The sequence below is a fragment of the Arthrobacter sp. TJ-236 genome, assembly GCF_058269235.1.
The window spans coordinates 208,358-230,900 of record NZ_JBZCNI010000003.1 but is presented as its reverse complement, the minus strand read 5'-3'; the positions used below and the strand labels follow the sequence as shown (position 1 = coordinate 230,900).

Here is a 22,543-nt window from a genome sequence, read left to right as displayed (position 1 = left end):
GGAGTCAGGAGCCGTGCTGCCCGGTCGTCTTCCCCGGCAGCTGCAGCGCCTCCGCGAGCTGACCCGGGATGGTCTGCGGCAGGGGTCCGAAGGCCTCGCGGGTGGCCCGGATGACGGCCTTGCCCATGAGGTGGTTGCCGGTCCCGCCGATCACGGCGCCCGCGCCGAACGGCAGCGCACGCCCGAGCATGAAGCCTCCCTGCTTCGCGAGGAACCTCTTCAGGAAGCGGCGCTGGATGGAGCCGGAGATGCTCTTCACGAGGGATGCCGGCGCCGCCTTGTTCACCAGCTGGCCCCAGTACTGCGGGGCTCCCTGGCCTGCGGACGCACCGAGGATGGACCGCATGAGCGCCGTGCCCTCCTCACCCATGAGGATCGCCATCACCATGGCCCGCGAACGCTCCGGCTCCGAGGTGTTGATGCCGTGCAGTTCCGCGATGGACTCGGCGTACAGTGCGGTCGCCTCGAGGAAGCCCACCGTCGCTGCGGCGGAGAGCCCCAGCGACGCGACCGTCCCGACCGCCGGCACGGCCGCGGTGGCACCGACGGCGGCACCTGCTGCCGTCGTCGCCCGCAGGTAGTCACGCTCGAGGAGACGGGCGAGCTCCGCCGGGGACGCCTTCGGGTTGCGGCGCCGCAGGCGGGCGAGGTTGGAGAGGATGAAGGGCCGCTGCACGTCAAGGGCGCGCTCGATCCCCCGCAGGATGGCCGGCTTCGGGTTGCCGTCCCTGTCGAACAACGTTCCGTTCGCGGCCTTGACTGCCGGATTCTCCTTGTGACGGCCGAACATGGTGGTCCTCTCGCAGATCCTGGGGCACGGGCAGAAGCCACGTGATTCGAGTGTAGGTGGGGAGTTTTCGGCGTCGCACGGGGTTCCGCTTCCGGCGCACGCCTGGAGCCCGGGGCCGGGGGTACATCCTGCGTCCGCGGGGAGCGTCCGCGCCGGGACGCGCGAAGGGCGCCACCGCTACGGTGACGCCCTTCGAATGACCGGCCCCCCGGCCCGGTCGGTGCCTGGTCAGGCTAGACGCGCGAGCGCTTGCGACCGGTGATGAGGCCGTAGATGAAGAGAACGATCAGCGCGCCGATGACGGCGAACAGGATGGACATCAGCGAGAACGTCCCGCCGAGGTCGACGCCGAGGATGCTTCCGCCGATGAAGCCGCCGAGGAAGGCTCCGATGACGCCGAGCAGCATCGTGATGAAGATGCCGCCGCCCTGCTTGCCGGGCATGATCAGCTTGGCGAGGGCGCCGGCGATAAGGCCGAGGATGAGGAATCCGATGAAACTCATGAGGTGCTCCTTGAGTGATGTGAGCCGCCGCTGTGACACGGCCGGCTCTCCAATAAATGTGATGCACCGGAGTGCAACTTGCTCCTACTGTACTTCATCAGCCTGCTTAGCGTGTGATCCTGAGATCATGCTAATCCTGCTTAGCAAGAATTGGCCACTGAAATCGAGGTTCACGTCCTCCGGCGGAGGCCGATACCGGATCGATGCCCGCCGAGGCCATACAGCAGGCAGTCGGGCCGTAGGATGACGGCATGCGGGCCACGTCGGCAGCACGCGGCAAGGTGAGTGAAACCGCTGGGGTATTTCTCGAGAACAGTCAGTGTCGCCAACCCGAAGGGATTCTCATCATGCGAATCGGATCATCAATCTTTCTTATTGCACTCGGTGCAATTCTCGCGTTCGCCGTCCAGGTCCAGGTTTCCTTCGTGAACCTCGCCCTGGTGGGCTACATCCTGATGGCCGTGGGCGTCGTCGGTCTCATTGCGTCCCTCGTCCTGGCCGCGCCCCGGAGGCAGGCGCGCGTCTCGGAGTCCCGCTCCGTCGTCGACCCGAACACCGGCGAGACGATCACGCGGCGCGAGTCCCGCGACACCGGCCTCTGAGCAGGCGGCCCCGGAACGACAGCATGTGAACACACGAGCAGGTTCATCGGGCCACGAACGAAGGCCGGGGCATCATGCCCCGGCCTTCGTCATGTCCGCTTGCTTTTGGTCGGGAGAGAAAGTGCTTGACGTCACATCTGAAGCGAAGATAGAGTCACTCAAACGCAGATAAGCAAACATCCGTTCTGCGATGATCCTCGTACACGACGACGATGACGGCACAACGATGGAGTCCCATGTTCGCCGAAGAGCGCTACCGCCAGATCAGCGGTCTGGTCTCCGCGGAAGGCCGCGTCACCGTCGCGGGCCTCTCCTCGCGGTTCGGTATCACCAAGGAGACCGTGCGCCGCGATCTCGCCCTTCTGGAGAGCGACGGCGTGCTGCGCCGGGTCCACGGCGGCGCGATCTCCGGCAGCGGTGCCACCACCAACGAGCCCAGCCTCTCCAGCCGTGCCTCGCAGCACTCGCCCGAGAAGAAACGCATCGCCCTCGCCGCACTTGCCCTCGTGCCCGCAACCGGCGCCGTCCTGCTGGACGCCGGCAGCACCATCGGAGCCCTCGCGGACGAACTGGTCGAGGAGGCCGGCGCCGGCCTCACCGTCGTCACGCACTCCGTCCCGGTCGCCGCCGCCCTCTCCGGCGCCGGGCTCAGCGTGGAGTTGGTGGGAGGCCGCGTGCGGGCCCTGACGAGTGCCGCCGTCGGCAGCAGCACCGTGGCGCACCTCGGGCGGCTCCGCGCGGATCTCGCGTTCATCGGCACGAATGGCATCTCGGCGGGCTTCGGCCTGAGCACGCCGGACACCGACGAGGCCGCCGTGAAGACCGCCATCATCCGCAGCGTGCGCCGCGTCGTCCTGCTCGCCGACTCGTCCAAGTTCGACGAGGAGTCGCTCGTCGCTTTCGCTCACCTGGAGGACCTCGATGTGCTCATCACCGACCGCGCACCCGCCCCGCCCCTCGCGTACGCCCTCGCCGACGCCGATGTGGAGGTGATCGTCGCGTGATCCTGACCCTGACCCTCAATCCGAGCATGGACCGCACCGTCGCGATCGCCGCGCCGCTCGCCCGTGGTGCCGTCCAGCGCGCCACCCACGTCAGTCAGGAGGCCGGCGGCAAGGGCGTCAATGTGAGCCGGGCGCTCACCGCCTCCGGCACCCGGACCCTCGCCATCCTGCCCGGCGCCGACGACGACGCCGTCGTCGCGGGCCTCCGCAGCACGTCGGTGCCCTTCCGGAACCTGCCCATCGGAGCAGGCCTGCGCATCAACACGGCGATCACCGAGCCGGACGGCACCACCACGAAGATCAACGAACCCGGCCCCGAACTCACGGGCGCCCAGCTCGACGCCCTGCTCGACGCCGTCGTCACCGAGGCGGACGGCGCCGACTGGCTGGTGCTCGCCGGATCCCTCCCGCCCGGCGTACCGGTGACCTTCTACACGAGGGTCACCGCAGCCGTCCGGGATGCCTACGGCCTCGATGCCCCGCTCATCGCCATTGATTCGAGCGGTTCGCCGCTGATCGAGGCCGCGGCGGGAGTGCCCGCTCCCGATCTGCTCAAACCAAATGCCGAGGAGCTGAGCGAACTCACCGGCATCGGCTCGGGGGACGAGCTCGAGCACGACCACGAGGCTGCGGCGAGGGCCTGCGCCGTGCTGATCACCGCGGGCGTCGGTGCCGTGCTCGCGACCCTCGGGTCCAAGGGCGCCCTGCTCGTCACGAGCGCGGGTGCCTGGCACGCCGTGCACCCACCCATCACCACACGCTCCACGGTCGGCGCGGGAGACTCCGCGCTGGCCGGGTACCTCCTGGCGCACAGTGCCGGCGAACTGCCGGAGAACTGCCTGCGTCAGGCCGTGGCGCACGGATCGGCAGCCGCAGGGCTTCCGGGCTCCACCGTTCCGTCGCTCGACCAGACCACGCCGGCCGCCGTCGTCGTCACACCCCTCGAGGTCACGATGCCCGTGATCGAACCACGCGAAACCGGGTCCGTCGCGGGACCAACCGCACAGGAGGAAAGCTGATGTCCCAACTCATCACCCCGGAGCTCGTTGCTCTGGACGTCGACCTGGGGGCCGAGCGCTCCTCGGTGATCCGGTTCCTCGCGGAGCAGGTCGCGGCGCAGGGCCGCTCCACCGAGGTGGACGGCCTGTACGCGGACGCCCTCGCCCGTGAGGAGAAGACCTCCACCGGCGTTCCGGGTGGCATCGCCATCCCGCACTGCCGCTCGAAGGCCGTCTCGGAGGCGACTCTCGCCATGGCCCGCCTCTCCCCCGGCGTCGATTTCGGTGCCAAGGACGGCCCCGCCGACCTCGTGTTCTTCATCGCGGCCCCGGACGGCGCCGACCAGGAGCACCTGAAGCTGCTCTCCAAGCTCGCCCGCTCGCTGATCAAGAAGGACTTCACGGCCTCGCTCCGCGCCGCGCGCACTCCCGATGACGTCGTCGCGCTCGTCAACGGTGCCCTCGGCATCGGCGACGCGGCCACCGGGACGACGGCGGCAGGAACCGCCGGCGCAGGCGCGCACGCTGCGTCGTCGCAGGCCTCCGGACAGCACGCCTCGCAGCACGGCGACCACGCCTCGGAAGCCGCAGCGACCCTGGGCACCTCTCCGGCGGGCACGGACACCACCGGTCCCGCCGTCGACCATGGCGCTGGTGGCAGTGCGGGCACCGGCACGAAGGTCCGTCGCCTCGTCGCCGTCACCGCGTGCCCCACGGGCATCGCCCACACCTACATGGCGGCCGACTCCCTCGTCGCCGCGGCGAAGGAGCGCGGCATCGACCTGCAGGTCGAGACGCAGGGCTCCTCCGGTGCCACGCCGCTCGACCCCGCCGTGATCGCCGCAGCGGACGCCGTCATCTTCGCCGTGGACGTCGACGTGCGGGACAAGCAGCGCTTCGCCGGGCTTCCCGTGATCTCCTCGCCCGTCAAGCGCGGCATCGACGAGCCGGGCGAGATGGTCGAGGAGGCCCTCGCGGCAGCGGACAACCCGAATGCGCGTCGCGTCGCCGGCACCGCCGGTGAGCAGCAGTCGGACGACGACGGCGGCAGGGACAGCATCGGCAGCACCCTCAAGCGGGCACTCCTCACCGGCGTCAGCTACATGATCCCCTTCGTCGCCGGCGGCGGTCTGCTGATCGCGCTGGGCTTCCTGCTCGGCGGCTACCTCATCACCGAGACCGCCGATGCGATCACGCTCGAGAACAGCCTCACCAACCTCCCGGAGGGCGGGCTCGCCACGTACCTCGGGGCGGTCGCCTTCAAGATCGGGCAGCTCTCCCTCGGGTTCCTGATCCCAGCACTCGCCGGCTACATCGCGTACGCGCTGGCGGACCGGCCCGGTATCGCACCGGGCTTCGTCGCGGGTGCCGTCGCCGGCTTCATGGGTGCCGGGTTCCTCGGCGGGATCGTCGGCGGCCTGCTCGCCGGCTACGTGGCCCTGATGATCGGGCGGATCGCCGTTCCGAAGTGGCTCCGCAGTCTCATGCCGGTCGTCATCATCCCGCTCGTGGCCTCGATCGTCGCCTCCGGGCTCATGTTCCTCGTCCTCGGTGGCCCCATCGCCGCGATCACCACGGGGCTGAACTCCTGGCTCTCCGGCCTGACCGGCACTGCAGCACTCGGCCTCGGCGTGATCCTGGGCCTCATGATGGCCATCGATCTCGGTGGGCCCATCAACAAGGTGGCTTATTCCTTCGCGGTCGCCGGGCTGAGCACCGGATCGGTGGTGGACAACCCCGCTCCCCTGCAGATCATGGCCGCGGTCATGGGCGCCGGCATGGTGCCGCCCCTCGCGATGGCCCTCGCGACCCTGCTCGACAAGCGCAGGTTCACGCTGGCCGAGCGGGAGAACGGTAAGGCCGCATGGCTGCTCGGAGCGGCATTCATCTCCGAGGGTGCGATTCCGTTCGCCGCCGCGGACCCGCTCCGCGTGATCCCTGCATCGCTCCTCGGTTCCGCGGCCACGGGCGCCATCATCATGGGCACCGGCGTCACATCGCAGGCTCCGCACGGCGGGTTCTTCGTCTTCTTCGCCATCGGCAACCTACCGCTGTTCATCGTCGCGATCATCGTCGGTACCGTCATCTCCGCCCTCGCCGTCATCGCTCTCAAGCGCTTCGCGACCAAGAAGACGAACGCGCCCGTCGCGGAACCGGTTGCAGCCTGACCCCACGTCCGGTTGGCTGTACGGGATACCACCTAGAGAAGGAGCATCACCATGGCAGAACGCAAGGCAACAGTGGCCAGCCGCGTAGGGCTGCACGCTCGGCCCGCGTCGATCTTCGCCGAGGCCGCGGGTGAGCTGCCCCTCGAGGTCACCATCGCCATGGACGGCGAACCCGCGGAGGAGGCCATGGACGCCTCGAGCATCCTCTCCCTCATGAGCCTCGGCGCATCGCACGGTGACGTCGTGGTGCTCCGTGCGGAGGGTGACGGCGCCGAGGATGCCCTCGAGGGACTGGCCCGGATCATCGAGACGGATCACGACGCCGAGTAGGCGCACGCAGGTCGGCGCCGCCGACCACAGAAAAGGGCGCCTTCCGCTGCTGGCAAGCAACGGGAGGCGCCCTCTGTGTCGTCCCCAGACGGTTCGAGTGACTGGGTCCACCCGTTCTCATGGACACAGCCACTCGGCTGATAACCATCCGCTGACCCCCCACGGACAGCGGCAGTTACATAATCATAATTTTCACACACGATCATGAATCTGTGAATCACCGTAGGACACGTTTGCGTCTCATTACTCCGGGAGTGCCGGAGAACCGTGTCTCTGTGCCGCTCCGACCTCAGGCGAGTAGATTGGCGTGCCGCTCCCGACGCCGGATCATCGTGCGTCCGATGCGGATGAGGCACAGCCCCACGACGGTCAGGACGATCGCCGTGAAGGGCAGCACGATGTCCCACTGCCGCAGGTCGATCGAGGTCAGCCGCAGCCCGACGTACACCACGACGATCGTGAAACCGCTCGCGAGGAATGCTCCGGCGACCCTGTGGACGGCCCGCGATCGAGTGTCCAGCACCGAAGCCACCGCGGGGAGGACGAGGCAGGCGGACACGTATCCCGGATAGAGCCGGCCGACGGTCGCGTACTGCCTCACGGTCTCCTGGTCGTGATAGCCCGCCAGAGCGCGCGCGGTCACCGGCAGCTCGCTGGCGACGAAGAAGTACAGCGTGGCGATCACCGTCAGCGCAAGGATCGCCACGCCGAACGGCCCGATGATCAGCCGCTTCCCGAGCGCGGAACCGAAGGCCGCCGCCATGCGCACACCGAGGAGCACGAACACGGCATACAGAACGAAGCGGAGCACGAGGTTCGCCACGTTGACGCCGCCCAGAGCCGCGTCCACCACTTCGTAGATCGGGGAGAGGGACAGCGCCACGGCCGCCGTCAGGAGGACGAGAGCGGCGAAGACGGTCCGCCCCTGCCCGTTCCTCAGCCCGGGAACACGGATCACGGCCCCCACTGCGCACAGGGCCAGCGCCCCCCACTGGATGATGGCCGGGTTCATCCGAGGTTCTCCCACATGGCGCGATCCTTCGTGTCGTCGAGCTCGGAACGTCTGATCTGCTTGCCGAGCACGTCGAGCCTGTCGCGGGCCAGGAACACGAGATCGAGGTCCGGCATGGCACACAGAGCGCGAGCCCGTCCGTCCTCCGGCCATCCACCCTCCTCGGGCGTGAGCAGACCGGTCACCACGAGGCCGCTCGTCAGCGAGACCCCGGCGATGCGCGCGGCCTCCACGGCGATCTCCGGGGCGAGCCGCCCGGCCGTGAGTTGCGCGGACAGGTTCTGCCGGGCCACGCCGGTCCTGAGGGCGATCTGCTGGCGGAGATCACCCGGGTCCACCGCCTCGATCCATGCCCGCACGGAGTTCCGGTGCGGGAACGGGGCGAGCTGCAACTGGAGGTCCGTCCCCGCGCACTCCTCGTCAGCGCTGCGTGCCAGCAGCAGGCGGAGGATGTCGATGTGGGAGACCTGGCTGACCAGTTCGGCATCGGTGGGGGTGCGCACGCCCGCCGGGACGTCCTCGTACCCGTCGAACTCGGCGAGGGCCCGCACCGGTGAGACGCCGTACCCCCGGGCGATCGCGACGACGGTCGCGACGGACACCTTCCCGCGCACCAACTGCTGTGCGAGGGTCGACCGTTTGATCCCGGCGACACGGCAGACGTCCGTCACGGTGGCCTGCGGGGCGATGCGGGAACGCCACAGCTGAAAGGCTTTTGCTGTGACGGCCATTCTCACCTTTCGATTGGACTTTCCAGTGTCCCGTCGAAGTATACTGAGATCGCTGGCTCCGATTTCTGCGATTCCCCCATACGCAGAACTCGGAGCCAGCTCCAGTTAACCGGTGCTGCCGGCCCTGCTCACCAGCGCACCTTCTTCTCCTTCTTGCCCTGTTTCCCGCTCTCGTGCGCCGCTTTCGCGTGGCCTGCACCGGTTCCCGCGGAGGGCTTGGCCGCCTGGTTCTTCTTCTCCAGGGCGAGCCTCGCGCGCGGATCGTCGAGCAGTTTGCGAGCGCGAGCCGCTGCGGCGTCGGTGCGTTCCGATTCCTCGGACGCGGCTGATTTTCTGGGTGTGCTGGTCATGGGGTTCCTTCCGTTCGGAGCGCTCACTCAGCAACGGCGGACACCACGACGCGCAGCAACAGCTGCGTCGACGGGTGTCGAGGAGCGGGTTCAGTGGGCGCACTTGGAGTGATGACATCGACAAGATGCGGTGAGATCGGCGGAGCCGTCTCGCTACTGAAACAGGATTGTCCTCATGCCCTCGAACGTACACCCGCCGTGCGGGCCCGGGCAAGGACGTGGTGCATCGCGGGTCAGCGCTGCCGCGACCCGTTCACGGTGATGTCCACGTAGACGAGCCGGTGGTCGCTCGTGGGGAACGGGAAAATGCCGGTCAGTTCGGACCCCGGCTGTCCGACGCGGGGCCAGAAGACGCCGGAGCCGGCCACCCGCAGTCCGCGGGACGGGAGCACGTAGTCCACGCGCACGTTTCCGGCGTTCCGGTCCTCGAAGTCGGCCGTGTCCAGCGCGGCGTCGCCCTGATGGATCGCGTTCGCGCCACCCTGCAGCGCCGAGGCCTCGACGGCACCCCGCGACGTGGGCATCGGATCCTGCACGAGCTTGTTCTGCAGCAGCTGGTCGATGGATCCCTCGCGGGAGTCGCCGTCGAGGGGATCGCTGTTCTGGTCCCCCATGATGACGAAACGCTCGCCACGCTTCAGGCCGCCCGTGCCGCCGTCGTCGTCATAGATGTAGGAGGCGGCCGCGCCCGAGTTCACGTAGTCGGACCAGAAGCGGATCTCGTCGCTGTTGCGCCTCCCGTTGCGGTCCTCGGCACCATCGAACACGGGCGGCGTGGGGTGACTGGCGAGGACGTGCACGGTACGGCCCCCCACGGTCACGGGGACGTCCCAGTGCGATTTGCTGGACAGCGGCAGAGCGCTCAGTTCCTCGGGCGAGTACCAGTCGCCGGGGGTCGCGGTGGCCGCGTTGTCGGGCAGGAGAGCACCGGGCATGTCCTCCCAGAGGAAGGTCCGGAAGGTGCGGACGTCCTCCTGCTCGATGGGGTAGCGCGAGTAGATGACCATGCCGTACTGGCCCTCGAAGGTGCCGAAGCCCAGGGCGTCGTCCGCGCCACCCACCGTGCCGTCGTTGTTGAGGTCGAATCCGCTCGGCACGCCCGTATTGGAGGGCGCCGTGTACACGTACGGGTAGTCGATCGGGGTACGGCCGTTCTGGCCCACCGCGAGGTAGTTGTCACGGAACAGGTTCGCGGCCCTGTCGTCCGGGACGTAGTCGAACTCGTTGAGCAGCAGGACGTCCGGGCGGTTGATCTGCACCACCTCGGCGATGGCCCGGGCCTGGGCGTTGCCGCGCGTGCTGAGGTCCCTGACCAGATCCCCTGCCGCGAGGCGGTTGAGGCTCGCGTTGTAGGTCGCGAACCGGAGAGGCGTCCGGGCGTCGGCCGACGCCCCTGTCCCCGATGATCGGGTTTCGTCCGCGGGGTCCGCGAGCGCCGCGGGGGCCGAGGTGACGAGAAGGCAGGCCGTCAGTACGGCGACCGAGCAGTGTGCGCGTACTCGCATGAGGACCCTTCAGCTCCCGGCCGAACGGCCCCAGGGACACAGCTCGGCACCGATGATCGTGCTTCCGTCCTTCGAGCCTAACGGCGCTCCGAGGACGGAAGGAGTCCGGGAGGTAACGATTCGACGTCGCACGGTGGCCCGTCCGGCGCGCCGCCGGATCATCCGGTCGGGACTCCCCGGACAGGACCGGTCAAGGGGCGGAGCCGGCCGAACATCCTGCCCCGGATGGGCCGAGGCCGTGCGACGCTGGGCCGTCGATCCACGCCGTCGGCCAGGTCGGCCGCGTCGGTCAGGTCGGCCAGGTCGGCCAGGTCGGTCAGGTCGGTCAGCAGCACGATCAGCAGGACGACCAGGGAGAGGTGTGGTGTGCCGCTCCGGGTGCAGGCGTTCGGGTGGGGTGCCCTCGCGGGCGCCGCCCTCCTCATCGGCGCCGCGATCGCATGGCGCTGGCGCGTCCCGCCGCAGAAGTTGTCCTTCGTCATGGCGTTCGGCGCCGGCGTGCTCATCTCCGCTCTCGCCTTCGAACTGGTCGCCGAGGCCGAGGAGACGGGCGGCCTGGCGCCCACGGCGCTCGGCTTCCTCGCCGCGCGCTCACCCATGTCGGCGCGAATGACCTGCTCGCCCACCGGGGCGCGCAGCACCGGAAACGCTCGGGCTCCCAGCAGCCCACCGAGGACGACGCCGGGAGCGGCAACGCGATCGCGCTCGGGGCCCTGCTGGACGGCGTCCCGGAGTCGGTGGTCCTCGGGCTCGGGCTGGTGGCCGGAGGGGCGATCAACCCCGCCGTGCTCGTCGCGGTGTTCGTCTCCAACGTGCCGGAGGGTCTCTCGAGCAGCGCGGGCATGAAGAACGCGGCCCGCAGCGCGCGGTACGTGTTCGGACTCTGGGGTGGGATCGCGCTGGCCTCCGGGCTCGCCGCCCTCGCGGGCTACACCCTCCTGGCAGAGGCTCCGGGCGGCACCATCGCCTTCATCACCGCGATCGCCACCGGCGCCATCCTCGCCATGGTCGCGGACACCATGATCCCCGAGGCGTTCGAACGGCAGCACCTGCTCACCGGGCTGATCGCCGCGCTCGGTGTCCTGTCGGCCTTCGTGGTGCACGAGCTTGCCGGCTGATCCCTCACACGCAGAAGGGGTCCCGGCGCGTACCGGAACCCCTCCTGCGTGGCGGTGGGCCCTGTGGGGCTCGAACCCACGACCCACGGATTAAAAGTCCATTGCTCTAGCCAACTGAGCTAAGGGCCCGCCGCATCGTGCCCGGCCGGCGGGAGCCGCCGTCGTGCAGCGATGACCCGTCTACTTTATCGCAGAAGGCCTCCGCCCCGGGTACGGCGGCAGGGCCGGTGAACCGCAGGAGTATCCTCGTCCCATGGACGGCGACTACACCAACAAGAGCCCTCGGCCGCACAAGCCGAAGCCTTTCGCACCCATGGATTTCGAGGTGTTCGCGGGTGGCGTGGACCCCTCCCGGGTGTCCGAGGCGGCACACATGGCGGCGCACGCACTGGTGCACCACGGACGCGATGCCGATGATCCCGACGTCACCCGGCGGCTCGTCGAGCTCGCCGACCAGCAGGGTCTCGAGGCCATCGCGGAGATGTGGGCGGAAAGCCCCGCACGCTCCCTCCCGGGCGCCCTCTGGCGGCTGTACGCACTGCGGGCGGCGACCCAGCAGAACCCTGAGCGCATCGCCGCGTACTTCACGTCGGGCAAGGAGGTGGCGCAGGTCTCGAAAGTGGTGGCCGGGGTCGCCGAGCCGCCGGGTGCCGCGGAGATGACCGCGATGGCGGACACCATCCTCTCCGGCGCCTTCGAGGGCGAGTTCGACGTCGCGCTGGAACGCTTCGCCGCGTTCTGCCGGGTGATCGCCCTCGGACAGGCGAACCACGCCGACGACGCCGAGATCGCCAACGGCGCCCACGCCTCCAAACTCACGCGGAACTCCCACCAACTGATCAAGACGGCCGAGGACCTCGAGCACGCCGCGTCGTCGTGGCGTCGCGGGGAGCTCGACTGAACGTCCCGGGGACCGATGTTGACACGGGCTGCGGGGAGGGCAAGACTTGAAGAGGCGTCGGACCGTGGAACCCCCGGGCTTCAACACTCAGCCGCTTCGAGCGGCCTTCCGCCGAGAGGCGCTCCCGGTTCGGCGCCACTACTTTGCCCCGACGCAGTGCGTCCGGTACCGCCCGCCGCACTGAGAGCTCCGTGCCCGTCCAGGAAGACTCCGTGAAACTACGCCTCTTCCCACAGGAGAACGCCGGGCTCGAACTCCTCTCGCGGATGGCGCAGCAACTCGTCCTCGGCGTCGGCACCATGTCCGCCATCCTCGGGGCCTCCACCCAGGAGTACGACCGCCTCGTGGAGGAACTCCACCAGCACGAGTCCGCGTCGACCGACCTGCACTTCGCCCTCCTCACCTCCATGCGGTCCTCCTTCATCAACCCCCTGCCGCGGGAGGACCTCTATGCGCTGTCGCGGCTGCTCAACGAGGCGATCGAGAAGCTCGACGGCGCCGGTGAGCTGATCGCCCTGTACAAGCTGAGCAAGCTCAGCCGCCGGGCCGCGGACCAGCTCGAGGTCATCAACCGGCAGGCCGAGCTCACCGCCACCGCGATGCAGCGCCTCACGTCCATGGAGGACCTCGAGGAGTACTGGATCGAGATCCTCCGGCTCTCCCGCCGCGCGGAGCGGACGCACCGCAGCTGGTGCGCCGAACTCCTGAACGACCACAAGCCGCTCGTCTACGCCCGGCACCGGGACGTGGCGAACCAGCTCGTCGACGTCACGAAGGACATCCGGAGGGTCGCCACGCAGGTTGGCGGCATCATCGTCAAGGAATCGTAGGTGGAGCCCCTCCTCCTCGGTGCCGTCGTGGCCACGGCCGGCTGTTTCGCCTTCCTCAACGGCTTCCACGACGTCTCCAACTCCGTGGCGACAGCGGTGCGCACGCGGGCGCTCACGCCCACCGTCGCCGTCCTGCTCGTGGCCCTGTTCAACCTCGTGGGCGCGCTCCTCAGCACCTCCCTGGCACTCTTCTTCACGGACGCCGCCATCGGGCTCCCCTCGGGCACCGTGGGACTCGGCATCCTCATGGGGGCCCTGCTCGCAGCCTGCCTCTGGGGACTGTTCACGTGGTACCGCGGCAAGCCATCCTCGTCCACGCACGCCCTGCTCGGCGGCCTCGTGGGAGCCGGCGCCGCGTCCCAGCTGACCAGCGGCCCGTCCATGGACGGCATGGGCCGGATGCTCCTGCTCCAGATCGCACTGCCGCTCGTGCTCTCGCCCGTCGTCGCCTACGTGCTCGCCTACGTGGCGGTGTTCCCGGCCACGTGGCTGCTGCGCAACGGCTCCCCCGCGGCGGTGAACCGCGGCAACCGCATGGCGCAGTCGGTGCTGGCCGGGGCGTTCGCACTGGGGCACGGGCTCCAGGACGGACAGCGCACCATGGCGGTGATCCTGCTCGCGCTGGTGGGCTCCGGCTACGCCGTCGGCTCGGACATGCCGCTCTGGGTCCAGGTGTTCGCCGCCGTGCTGCTGGCCACGGGATCACTGTTCGGCGGCTGGCGGATCACCCACACCCTCGGCAACAAGCTGGTCCGTGTAGATCCGCTGCGCGGCATGACGGCGCAGGGAGTGAGCTCGGTGATGCTCTTCATCGGGGCCATCTCGCTCCACGTGCCGCTCTCGAGCACGCACACCATAACCTCGGCGATCGTGGGCGCAGGTGCGAACGGCCACAGCGCCTCCGTGCAGCGTCCCACCGTGATCCGCATCCTCGCGGTCTGGCTGACCACCGCGCCGGCGACCGCCTTGATGGGCGCCATCTTCTTCCTCGCCCTGAGCCCGCTGCTCTAGGTCGCCGGCAGGGATCGACCCTCACGATTCCCGGTGCCGCCGCGGCGGCTGTCCGGACCCGGGATTCCTTTACCCCTTCCGCGCGACATCTGCCCCGGGTTTGCGGCCCACGGCCGGACGCACGACGACGGCGGCCCCGGAAGGAGCCGCCGTCGTCGTTCGCGGTGCTGTGCCGCGGTGCTGTGCCGCAGTGCGTCAGGGGTTTACCCGAAGCGACCGGAGACGTAGTCCTCCGTGGCCTTGATACTCGGGTTGTTGAAGATCGTGGTGGTGTCGTCGTACTCGATGAGCTTGCCCGGCTTGCCCGTCCCGGCGATGTTGAAGAACGCCGTGCGGTCGGACACGCGTGCTGCCTGCTGCATGTTGTGCGTCACGATGACCACCGTGTACTCGGCCTTGAGTTCGTTGATGAGGTCCTCGATCGCGAGCGTCGAGATGGGGTCGAGCGCGGAGCACGGCTCGTCCATGAGGATGACCTGCGGCGAGACGGCGATGGCGCGGGCGATGCAGAGGCGCTGCTGCTGGCCACCCGAGAGACCGGAGCCGGGACGTCCCAGGCGGTCCTTCACCTCGTTCCACAGGTTGGCTCCCCGCAGTGACTTCTCGACGAGCGCGTCCGCGTCCGACTTGCTGATGCGCTTGTCGTTGAGCTTGACGCCGGCGAGCACGTTGTCACGGATGGACATGGTGGGGAACGGGTTGGGGCGCTGGAAGACCATGCCGATCTGGCCACGAACGGTCACCGGGTCCACCGCGGAGTCGTAGAGATTGTCGCCGTCCAGCAGCACCTCACCCTCGACGCGCGCGCCGGGGATGACCTCGTGCATGCGGTTCAGGGTGCGGAGGAACGTGGACTTGCCGCAGCCCGAGGGGCCGATGAACGCCGTGACGGAGCGTGCCTCGATGTTGATGTTGACGTCCTCCACGGCAAGGAACTTGCTGTAGTAGACGTTCAGGTCCTTGACGTCGATTCGCTTGGACATTCTTTCCTTATCGTTTCGGGTCGGGCGGCAGGTCGCGGATCAGCGGCTGGTCTTGGGCGCGAACGCCCGGGCGACCAGACGGGCCACGAGGTTGAGGAGCATCACCATCACGATGAGGATCAGCGCCGCCGCCCAGGCGCGCTGGGTGCTCGCGTCGATGTTCGTCGGGGAGGTGGGCGTGAGGATCTGGTAGTAGATGAACGTGGGGAGGGTGCTCATCCAGCCACCGAAGACGTTGACGTTGATGGAACTCGCGAAGCCCGCCGTGACGAGGATAGGCGCCGTCTCACCGATCACGCGCGCGATCGCGAGGGTTACGCCAGAGGCGATACCGGAGATCGCCGTCGGCACCACCACCTTCACGATCGTGCGCCACTTGCGGACGCCGAGCGCGTAGGCCGCCTCGCGCAGCTCGTTCGGGACGATCTTCAGCATCTCCTCCGTGGAGCGCACCACGACCGGGATCATCAGCACCGACAGCGCGACCGCCGCCACGAAGCCCGTTCTGGTGCCCGGACCGAAGAGCAGGGCGAAGAAGGCTGCGGCGAACAGGCCCGCGACGATCGAGGGGATGCCGGTCATGACGTCCACGAAGAAGGTGATCGCGCGGTCCAGCGTGCCGCCCGTGCCGTACTCGACGAGGTACACGGCGGCCATCAGACCGATCGGCACCGAGATGAGCGTGGCCCACAGGGTGATCTGCAGCGTCCCGACGATCGCGTGGTAAGCGCCGCCCAGCACCGGCGCGCCGGTCTCCTTCGAGGCGTTGTCGGTCGCGCCGGTGACGCCATTCATCGAGGTGAAGAAGAAGTCGTAGGAGAGCCCGGGCAGGCCGCGCTCGAGGACCGTCCAGATGACGGAGAGCAGCGGGAGGAGCGCGATGATGAAGCACCCGTACACCAGGTACGTCATGAGGGAGTCCGATGCCTTCCGGCCGCCCTCCTTCACGGCGGTGACCACCGTGGCGCCGATGATGAAGAACACGGCAGCGAGGAAGGCCCACAGGAACACGTTGAAGCCGATCACGGCGGCAGCGGCCGCACCGAGGACGACGGCGGCGGCGAGCACCACCCAGACCACGTACGAGGGCATCCTGCCCTTCGTCAGCTGCGACTTCCGCTTTTCAAGAGTTGAGCTGCTCATGTCAGTTGGCTCCCGAGAATTCCTTGTGGCGGCTGATGATCAGGCGCGCGATGATGTTGACCGCCAGGGTGATGACGAAGAGCACGAGGCCGGCTGCGATGAGCTCGCTGAGCCGCAGCCCGAACGCCTCCGGGAAGTTGAGGGCGATCTCGGCGGCGATCGTCTGGTTGCCGGACTGGATGAGGCTGGCCCCGAGGGCGCCTCCCGAGAGCACGAGCGCAACGGCCATGGTCTCACCGAGGGCCCTGCCGAGACCGAGCATCGCGGCACTGACGATGCCTGCGCGGGCGAAGGGCAGGACCGCCATCCGGATCATCTCGAGGCGCGTGGCGCCCATGGCGAGCGCGGCTTCCTCGTGGAGCGTGGGCGTCTGCAGGAAGATCTCACGGCTGAGGGACGTGATGATGGGGAGCACCATGACCGCGAGCACGATGCCCGCCGTGAGGATGGTACGGCCGGTCTGGCTCGCCGGGCCGGCGAAGATGGGCAGCCAGCCGAGGTTCGTGGCGAGCCAGCCGTACCCGGAGGCGAGAAGGGGAGCAAGGACTGCATAACCCCAGGCTCCGTAGACGACCGACGGGATGGCCGCGAGCAGGTCGATCAGGTACCCGAAGCCCATGGCCAGGCGCCGAGGCGCGTAGTGCGAGATGAAGAGCGCCACGCCGATGCCGAGGGGGGTCGCGATGAGCAGCGCGATCGCGGCCGCGATGACTGTCCCGACGACGATCGGGAAGATGTAGGTGCCGAAGCCCTCTCCACCGGTGATGTCCGTGGGGTCGGCGCTGAACGTGGGCAGAGCCTGGATGACGAGGAACAGGGCGACACCGAACAGGACTGCCAGGATGAGGCAGCCCGCGGCGAGGGTGGCCCCGGAGAAGACCTTGTCTCCGGACTTACCTCCCACCTCTCTCTTGGCCAGAGTGTTGGTCGACACGGGGAACCCTTCAGAGCGAGTGGTGGGCGCTACGCGCCTGGATCAGGATCGCGGAGCCGGTGAGAACCGGATCGTACCGCGGACGGCGCACGCCCCGCCCGGATCCAGCGGATCCCGGCGGGGCGTACACATCGACTAGGACGCTACCGTGATCGAATCGATGGCGGTCTGGGCGTCCGTGCGGACGGTCTCCGAGATCGGCGCGTTGCCGGCGGAACCTTCAGCTGTCTGCTGGCCCTCTTCGCTGACCACGTAGGACTCGAAAGCCTTGACGAGATCGACGGTCTCCTGGTCCTCGTAGGTGCTGCAGACGATGTGGTACGAGACGAGGACGACGGGGTAGGTGCCTGCCTCTTCGGTATCACGCTCGAGCTCGAGGGACATGTCGACGTCCGACCGGCCCTCGACAGGGGTTGCGACGTCGACGGCGGCGGCGGCGGCCTCGGGGCTGTACGGCACGTACTCCTCGCCGACCTGCACCGCTACGGTGCCGAGGTCACCGACGGCGGAAGCATCGGCATAGGTGATCGCGCCATCAGTGGTCGTCGTGGTGGAAACCACGCCATTGGTGCCCTGGGCGTTCTCCGCGACGAGCTCTGCCGGCCAGGCGCCGTCGGCCTCGTCGGTCCAGACATCGGGTGCCGCTGCGGCGAGGTAATCGGTGAAGTTCTCGGTGGTACCGGAGTCATCCGAACGGTGAACGACGGTGATCGGCGTGCTGGGAAGCTCGGCGTCGGAGTTCTGCGAAGCGATGGCCTCGTCGTCCCACGTGGCGATCTCCCCGCGGAAGATCGACGCGATGGTCGGTGCGTCGAGGTTGAGCTCGTCCACGCCCTCGAGGTTGAACGCGATTGCGATCGGGGAGACGTAGACCGGGATGTTGATGGCGCCATCGGGGCCACAGATCTCCTGCGAGGCGGCGTACTCCTCGTCGTCCAGGTAGGCGTCCGAGCCGGCGAACTGAACGGCCTCGGCGAGGAAGGCCTCACGGCCTGCGCCGGAGCCATCCGGCGAGTACTGGACGGTCGCGCCGTCGTTTGCCGAGGAGAACCCTTCCTGCCACGCGGTCATCGCAGCGTTCTGGGCCGATGATCCTGCGCCGGTCAGGTTTCCGCTGACAGTTGCAGCGCCTTCGGACGCAGGGGCTCCGGATGCTGCCGGCTCGCCAGTCGCGTTGTCAGACCCGCATGCTGTCAATGCCAACGCTGCGATGGAAAATACTGCCGCAGCGCGGCCGAAACGAAGTGCCTTCACGAGATTGTGCCCCTTCCAGGGAATGTTAATCGGAGCGCAGGACGGCGCTCGGTAGAGAGGTACCTCTTCGGGTACATCCCGAAGTTAGGCAGTGCAGGTAAAGAGACTGACCGGCAGACGTTAACGAAAGGTGAACAGCGCACAACCATTGCCCGGTGCGGCCGATCCGCGCTTGCGAATGAGACGAAGATCTCCTGAAGGGCACCTTCTAGACTGGGGGCATGCCGCCGCGTCAGGGAGTCGTCACTGCCCTCGCCTTTTTGCGCACTCGCTTACAAGTGGGATCACGGCGCAGCGCCAACTCGGTGGTCACCGCACTGCAAATGACGATCTGTGCCGTCGGCGCATACGGTTTCGCCGAGTACGTGCTCGGCCACGACGGCCCCCTGTTCGCCGCGACGTCCTCGCTGATCGCCCTCGGGTTCTCGCGTGATCCACGCCTGCGGCGGGTACTCGAGGTGGCCATCGGCTGCACCCTCGGCATCACTCTCGGCGATCTGCTCCTGCACGTCCTCGGTACAGGGCTCTGGCAGGCCGCCGTCGTCCTCTTCGTCTCCATCCTCCTCGCACGCTTCCTCGACAGCGGCACCATCTTCACCACACAGCTGGGCCTGCAGTCGCTACTGGTGGTGCTCCTCCCGGCTCCCGACGGGGGTCCTTTCACGCGCAGCGCGGACGCGATCGTGGGCGGACTCTTCGCGCTGATCGTGACGATGCTGCTGCCACGCGACCCCCGCCGGGAGCCGAAGACGAACGTCCGAGGGCTCCTCGGGGAGCTGGCCGCCGTGCTGCGCGAGAGCGCCTCGGCCCTCCGTGAGAGTGATTCGACCATGGCCTGGCACGCACTCGTCCGCGCCCGGAACTGTCAATCGCAGCTCGACGGCCTGACGGGCAGCATGCGCGCCGCGCAGGAGGTGGCACGCCTCTCGCCCGCCTACCGGCGTCACCGGGACGAGCTGGGCGACCTGCGCAGTGCGGTCGAGTCCATCGACCTCGCGATCCGCAACAGCAGGGTGTTCTCGCGGCGGCTGACCTCCGCCATCAACCACACGGCCCTGTCCGACGACGAGATCGAGACCCTCGGGCAGTCCATCGACGACACCGCGGACGCCGTCGACACCCTCAGCCGCGCGTTGTCCTCCCGGGACTCGACAGAGCGGAGCCTCAACCTCCGGCAGGCCCGCAACGAGCTCGCCGCCGTGGCCACGGACCTCCACCCCCAGACCCTGCGGATCAGCGGGCTTGAGGGCGAGGGCCTGGTGCTGCTGCTCCGGCCGCTGGTCGTGGACCTGCTGGAGGCGACGGGCCTCTCCCACGAGGACGCCGCCGATTACATGCCGCGGCTCTGACCCCTACTCCACAGCGGTACCTGCCACCCAGGATCGTCGGTACCCGCCGGTAGCCTGACACCATGGCCACGAAGACCTCCACCACCGCGCGCTCGGGCCGCGGCAACCTCCCCAACTTCCGGTGCGCGGAATGCGGCTGGACCACGGCGAAGTGGGTGGGCCGGTGCGGCGAGTGCCAGGCATGGGGCACCGTCGAGGAGGCGGGCCAGGTGACGGCGCGCACGACGGCGGCCACCGCCGTGACGACGCCCGCGCGCCGGATCGCCGACGTCGACGCGACCCTCTCGGGCTTCCAGCCCACGAAGATCGACGAGCTCGACCGCGTGCTGGGCGGTGGCCTCGTGCCGGGCGCCGTGATCCTGCTCGCCGGCGAACCGGGTGTCGGCAAGTCCACGCTCCTGCTCGACGTCGCCGCGCGCGTGGCCCGGCTCGGCAAGGACGTCCTCTACGTCACGGGCGAGGAGTCCGCGGCGCAGGTGAAGCTGCGCGCGGATCGGATCGACGCCGTCGCCGACTCCCTCTACCTCAGCGCGGAGACGGACCTCGGCCAGGCCCTCGGTCAGGTGGAGAAGCTCGACCCCTCCCTCCTGGTGGTGGACTCCGTGCAGACGCTCAGCAGCGCTGCCGTGGACGGCAGCGCCGGCGGGGTGACCCAGGTGCGCGAGGTCGCGGCGTCGCTCATCGGCGCGGCGAAGGCCCGCGGCATGACCACCCTGCTCGTGGGACACGTCACCAAGGACGGCTCCATCGCAGGCCCGCGACTGCTGGAGCACCTCGTGGACGTGGTCTGCCAGTTCGAGGGTGAGCGCCATTCCCGGCTGCGGCTGCTCAGGGCCATCAAGAACCGCTACGGCCCCACGGACGAGGTTGGCTGCTTCGACCTGACGGACGCCGGGATCGAAGGGCTTGCCGACCCGAGCGGACTGTTCGTCTCGCGGACCAAGGACCCGGTCTCCGGTACGTGCATCACCGTGACCCTCGAGGGGCGCCGACCACTGCTTGCCGAGGTGCAGGCACTGCTCGCCGAATCACCGAACTCACAGCCGCGGCGTGCCACGAGCGGGCTCGACAGCTCGAGGGTCGCCATGCTTCTGGCGGTGCTGCAGAGCCGGGCCTCGCTGAGCCTCCACAAGGACGACAGCTACGTCGCGACCGTCGGCGGTGTCCGTCTGACCGAGCCGGCGACGGATCTCGCCGTCGCCCTCGCCATCGCCTCGGCGAAGGCGGACCACCCGCTGCCGGCGCGGCTGATCGCGTTTGGGGAAGTGGGCCTCGCAGGCGAAGTGCGTCCCGTGCCGGGGATCGGGCGGCGCATCCAGGAGGCGGAGCGGCTCGGCTTCACCCACGCGATCGTGCCCGCCTCACCCGGCGGCACCGGGCCCGTGCCGAAGGGCTTCTCGGTGCGTGAGGTGTCGACGCTGGCCGAGGCGCTCGCGATCCTCTTCTGACCCGAGCCTCTCCTGACGCGGCCGCCCGGCCCATCTCGGCGACAGCACAGCCGTTCGTCCGCGCCTACACCCCGACGGCGGTGAGCCACCCGGCCAGGGCCACCAGCGTGATGACGAGGACCGGCAGCGTGAGGACGATCCCCGTGCGGAAGTACTGACCCCAGCCGATGTGGATGCCCTTGCGGTCGAGCACGTGCAGCCACAGGAGAGTGGCGAGACTACCGATCGGCGTGATCTTCGGACCGAGATCCGAGCCGATGACGTTCGCGTAGAACATCGCCTCCTGCGTCAGCCCCGTGGCTCCGGCGGAGCCGATGGCCAGTGCCGCGATCAGCACGGTGGGGAGGTTGTTCATGAGCGAGGCGAGGACCGCCACGATCACTCCGACTCCGAGGGCCGTGATCAGGACACCGTGGGAGCCGATGCCCGCGAAGACGCCCGCCAGCTCGTCCGTGAGGCCCTGGTTACGCAGCCCGTACACCACGAGGTACATCCCGATGGAGAACAGGACGATCTGCCAGGGCGCTTCCCGGAGGATCCGCGGTACCGAGATGGCGCGCGCCGGGGCGGTGCCGTCCGGGGCCGTCGGGGTGGCCCTCGAGGATCCCGGCGCCCCGGCGGCTCCCGCCGCGGCGCTTCCGGAGGACCGGGCGAACAGGAACCCGGGCTGTCGGGAGGCCACGAGCATCAGGACCACCGCGCCGACGCCCGCGACGGCCGAGAGCGGTACGCTGAGCGGTTCCGCTGCGAAGTAGCCGACCAGGAGGATTCCGAGCACCACCCAGCCCGTCCTGAAGGTCAGCGGATCGGTGATGGCGGAGCCCGGCCGGGCGAGGTCTCCGACGTCGTAGTGGCGCGGGATGGCCCGGCGGAAGAACAGGAGCAGGACGCCGAGGCTCGCGGCCACCGACACGATGCCGACGGGCACCATGACGACGGCGTAGCGGGCGAAGCCGATGTCGAAGAAGTCGGCGGTGACGATGTTCACGAGATTGGACACCACCAGCGGCAGGCTTCCCGCGTCGGCGATGAATCCGCACGCGATCACGAAGCCGAGGGAGGCCTTAGCCGGGAAGTCGAGGGCGAGGAGCATCTGAATGACGATCGGCGTGAGGATCAGGGCGGCGCCGTCGTTCGCGAACACCGCGGAGATCGCGGCACCGAGCAGGACGATCAGCGTGAACAGCAGCCGCCCGTTGCCCCGCCCCCAGCGGGCGACGTGGAGTGCGGCCCAGGTGAAGAAGCCCGATTCGTCGAGGATCAGCGAGATGATCACGATCGCCACGAAGGCGAAGGTCGCGTTCCACACGAAGTCCCACACCACCGGGACGTCGGAGAGGCTCACCACCGTGGTGAGCAGCGCCGCGACCGCCCCGCCGAGCGCGGACCAGCCGATGCCGAGACCCCGCGGCTGCCAGATGACGAGGGTCAGGGTGGCGAGGAAGATCAGGACGGCGACCACGGTCATACCGGTCATGGCGCAGGGCTCCTTACAGGAGGGCAGGAAGGGCTGAGAGGAAGGCGGGGATGCCGTGGCACGGGAGGGAACCGTCCACGCATGAGGGACCACCTCCCGCGG

21 protein-coding genes, 1 tRNA gene and 1 pseudogene are annotated in these 22,543 nt (G+C 68.8%); 11 read left to right on the top strand and 12 right to left on the bottom strand.

The genetic code is table 11. The features are described 5' to 3' along the window. Positions 1–4: 4 nt before the first annotated feature. Together AC4D16_RS13320 and AC4D16_RS13315 are read right to left on the bottom strand one after the other, a co-directional pair. On the bottom strand, positions 5–790 hold the full coding sequence (locus AC4D16_RS13320; RefSeq protein ID WP_490949753.1) for a hypothetical protein: 786 nt from the start codon (positions 788–790) through the stop codon (positions 5–7). A gap of 233 nt (positions 791–1,023) precedes the next feature. After that, a complete protein-coding gene (locus AC4D16_RS13315; RefSeq protein WP_490949754.1) occupies positions 1,024–1,293 on the bottom strand; it encodes a GlsB/YeaQ/YmgE family stress response membrane protein in 270 nt (89 codons plus the stop codon). Positions 1,294–1,640: 347 nt separating this feature from the next. On the opposite strand from AC4D16_RS13315, the gene AC4D16_RS13310 reads away from it, so the two are divergent. The 5 genes from AC4D16_RS13310 to AC4D16_RS13290 all read left to right on the top strand — a co-directional run bounded on the left by AC4D16_RS13310 (position 1,641) and on the right by AC4D16_RS13290 (position 6,395). After that, entirely contained in the window at positions 1,641–1,895 is a 255-nt protein-coding gene (locus AC4D16_RS13310; RefSeq protein ID WP_490955322.1) for a DUF6458 family protein, read from the top strand. Positions 1,896–2,131: 236 nt separating this feature from the next. Further along, positions 2,132–2,899 (top strand): DeoR/GlpR family DNA-binding transcription regulator, encoded by a 768-nt coding sequence (locus AC4D16_RS13305; protein ID WP_490955321.1) that lies wholly within the window; start codon positions 2,132–2,134, stop codon positions 2,897–2,899. Continuing rightward, positions 2,896–3,918: a 1-phosphofructokinase family hexose kinase gene (locus tag AC4D16_RS13300; RefSeq protein WP_490955320.1), complete on the top strand. Its 1,023-nt coding sequence runs from the start codon at positions 2,896–2,898 to the stop codon at positions 3,916–3,918. The genes AC4D16_RS13305 and AC4D16_RS13300 overlap by 4 nt, the downstream gene beginning before the upstream one ends. Continuing rightward, a complete protein-coding gene (locus AC4D16_RS13295; RefSeq protein WP_490955319.1) occupies positions 3,918–6,065 on the top strand; it encodes a PTS fructose transporter subunit IIABC in 2,148 nt (715 codons plus the stop codon). The genes AC4D16_RS13300 and AC4D16_RS13295 overlap by 1 nt, the downstream gene beginning before the upstream one ends. 51 nt (positions 6,066–6,116) lie before the next feature. Then, complete coding sequence (locus tag AC4D16_RS13290; RefSeq protein WP_490949759.1) at positions 6,117–6,395, top strand: HPr family phosphocarrier protein; 279 nt, start codon at positions 6,117–6,119, stop codon at positions 6,393–6,395. A 289-nt stretch (positions 6,396–6,684) separates the two neighbouring features. Here AC4D16_RS13290 and AC4D16_RS13285 read toward each other — a convergent pair whose 3' ends face one another. From AC4D16_RS13285 to AC4D16_RS13270, 4 genes are all read right to left on the bottom strand, one after another. Continuing rightward, positions 6,685–7,407, bottom strand: coding sequence for a hypothetical protein (locus tag AC4D16_RS13285; RefSeq protein WP_490955318.1), 723 nt, complete (start codon positions 7,405–7,407; stop codon positions 6,685–6,687). Then, entirely contained in the window at positions 7,404–8,138 is a 735-nt protein-coding gene (locus tag AC4D16_RS13280) for a hypothetical protein (protein ID WP_490955317.1), read from the bottom strand. Before AC4D16_RS13280 ends, AC4D16_RS13285 begins: the two co-directional genes overlap by 4 nt. Positions 8,139–8,266: 128 nt before the next feature. Next, positions 8,267–8,488 (bottom strand): hypothetical protein, encoded by a 222-nt coding sequence (locus AC4D16_RS13275; protein WP_490955316.1) that lies wholly within the window; start codon positions 8,486–8,488, stop codon positions 8,267–8,269. 233 nt (positions 8,489–8,721) lie between these two features. After that, complete coding sequence (locus AC4D16_RS13270) at positions 8,722–9,993, bottom strand: endonuclease/exonuclease/phosphatase family protein (protein ID WP_490955315.1); 1,272 nt, start codon at positions 9,991–9,993, stop codon at positions 8,722–8,724. A gap of 366 nt (positions 9,994–10,359) precedes the next feature. Here AC4D16_RS13270 and AC4D16_RS13265 point away from each other — a divergent pair. Continuing rightward, positions 10,360–11,111, top strand: a pseudogene (locus tag AC4D16_RS13265) (ZIP family metal transporter). A 55-nt stretch (positions 11,112–11,166) separates the two neighbouring features. Here the strand turns inward: AC4D16_RS13265 and AC4D16_RS13260 are convergent. Next, a tRNA-Lys gene (locus AC4D16_RS13260) sits at positions 11,167–11,240 on the bottom strand. Between the two features lie 124 nt (positions 11,241–11,364). On the opposite strand from AC4D16_RS13260, the gene AC4D16_RS13255 reads away from it, so the two are divergent. The 3 genes from AC4D16_RS13255 (at position 11,365) to AC4D16_RS13245 (ending at position 13,853) form a co-directional block, all read left to right on the top strand. Further along, positions 11,365–12,012 carry a hypothetical protein gene (locus AC4D16_RS13255; RefSeq protein WP_490949764.1) on the top strand — a complete coding sequence of 216 codons (648 nt, stop codon included), beginning with the start codon at positions 11,365–11,367 and terminating at the stop codon, positions 12,010–12,012. 212 nt (positions 12,013–12,224) lie between these two features. Continuing rightward, the gene (locus tag AC4D16_RS13250; RefSeq protein WP_490949765.1) at positions 12,225–12,842 is read left to right on the top strand and encodes a DUF47 domain-containing protein; all 618 of its coding nucleotides are present in this window, start codon (positions 12,225–12,227) and stop codon (positions 12,840–12,842) included. Next, entirely contained in the window at positions 12,843–13,853 is a 1,011-nt protein-coding gene (locus AC4D16_RS13245) for an inorganic phosphate transporter (protein ID WP_490955314.1), read from the top strand. Between the two features lie 203 nt (positions 13,854–14,056). On the opposite strand, the gene pstB is transcribed toward AC4D16_RS13245, so the two are convergent. From pstB to pstS, 4 genes are all read right to left on the bottom strand, one after another. Continuing rightward, positions 14,057–14,836 carry a phosphate ABC transporter ATP-binding protein PstB gene (gene pstB, locus AC4D16_RS13240; protein WP_490949767.1) on the bottom strand — a complete coding sequence of 260 codons (780 nt, stop codon included), beginning with the start codon at positions 14,834–14,836 and terminating at the stop codon, positions 14,057–14,059. Between the two features lie 39 nt (positions 14,837–14,875). Then, entirely contained in the window at positions 14,876–15,979 is a 1,104-nt protein-coding gene (gene pstA / locus AC4D16_RS13235; protein WP_490949768.1) for a phosphate ABC transporter permease PstA, read from the bottom strand. Position 15,980: 1 nt separating this feature from the next. After that, positions 15,981–16,913, bottom strand: a complete 933-nt coding sequence (gene pstC / locus AC4D16_RS13230) for a phosphate ABC transporter permease subunit PstC (protein ID WP_490949769.1) — start codon at positions 16,911–16,913, stop codon at positions 15,981–15,983. A gap of 135 nt (positions 16,914–17,048) precedes the next feature. After that, complete coding sequence (gene pstS / locus AC4D16_RS13225; RefSeq protein ID WP_490955313.1) at positions 17,049–18,167, bottom strand: phosphate ABC transporter substrate-binding protein PstS; 1,119 nt, start codon at positions 18,165–18,167, stop codon at positions 17,049–17,051. A 221-nt stretch (positions 18,168–18,388) separates the two neighbouring features. Between pstS and AC4D16_RS13220 the strand changes: the two genes are divergently transcribed. Both AC4D16_RS13220 and radA read left to right on the top strand, forming a co-directional pair. Beyond that, positions 18,389–19,516: an FUSC family protein gene (locus tag AC4D16_RS13220; protein ID WP_490949771.1), complete on the top strand. Its 1,128-nt coding sequence runs from the start codon at positions 18,389–18,391 to the stop codon at positions 19,514–19,516. Between the two features lie 62 nt (positions 19,517–19,578). Then, positions 19,579–20,964 carry a DNA repair protein RadA gene (gene radA / locus AC4D16_RS13215; RefSeq protein ID WP_490949772.1) on the top strand — a complete coding sequence of 462 codons (1,386 nt, stop codon included), beginning with the start codon at positions 19,579–19,581 and terminating at the stop codon, positions 20,962–20,964. Between the two features lie 64 nt (positions 20,965–21,028). Here the strand turns inward: radA and AC4D16_RS13210 are convergent, their stop codons facing one another. Next, on the bottom strand, positions 21,029–22,441 hold the full coding sequence (locus AC4D16_RS13210; RefSeq protein ID WP_490955312.1) for an arsenic transporter: 1,413 nt from the start codon (positions 22,439–22,441) through the stop codon (positions 21,029–21,031). Positions 22,442–22,543: the final 102 nt, after the last annotated feature.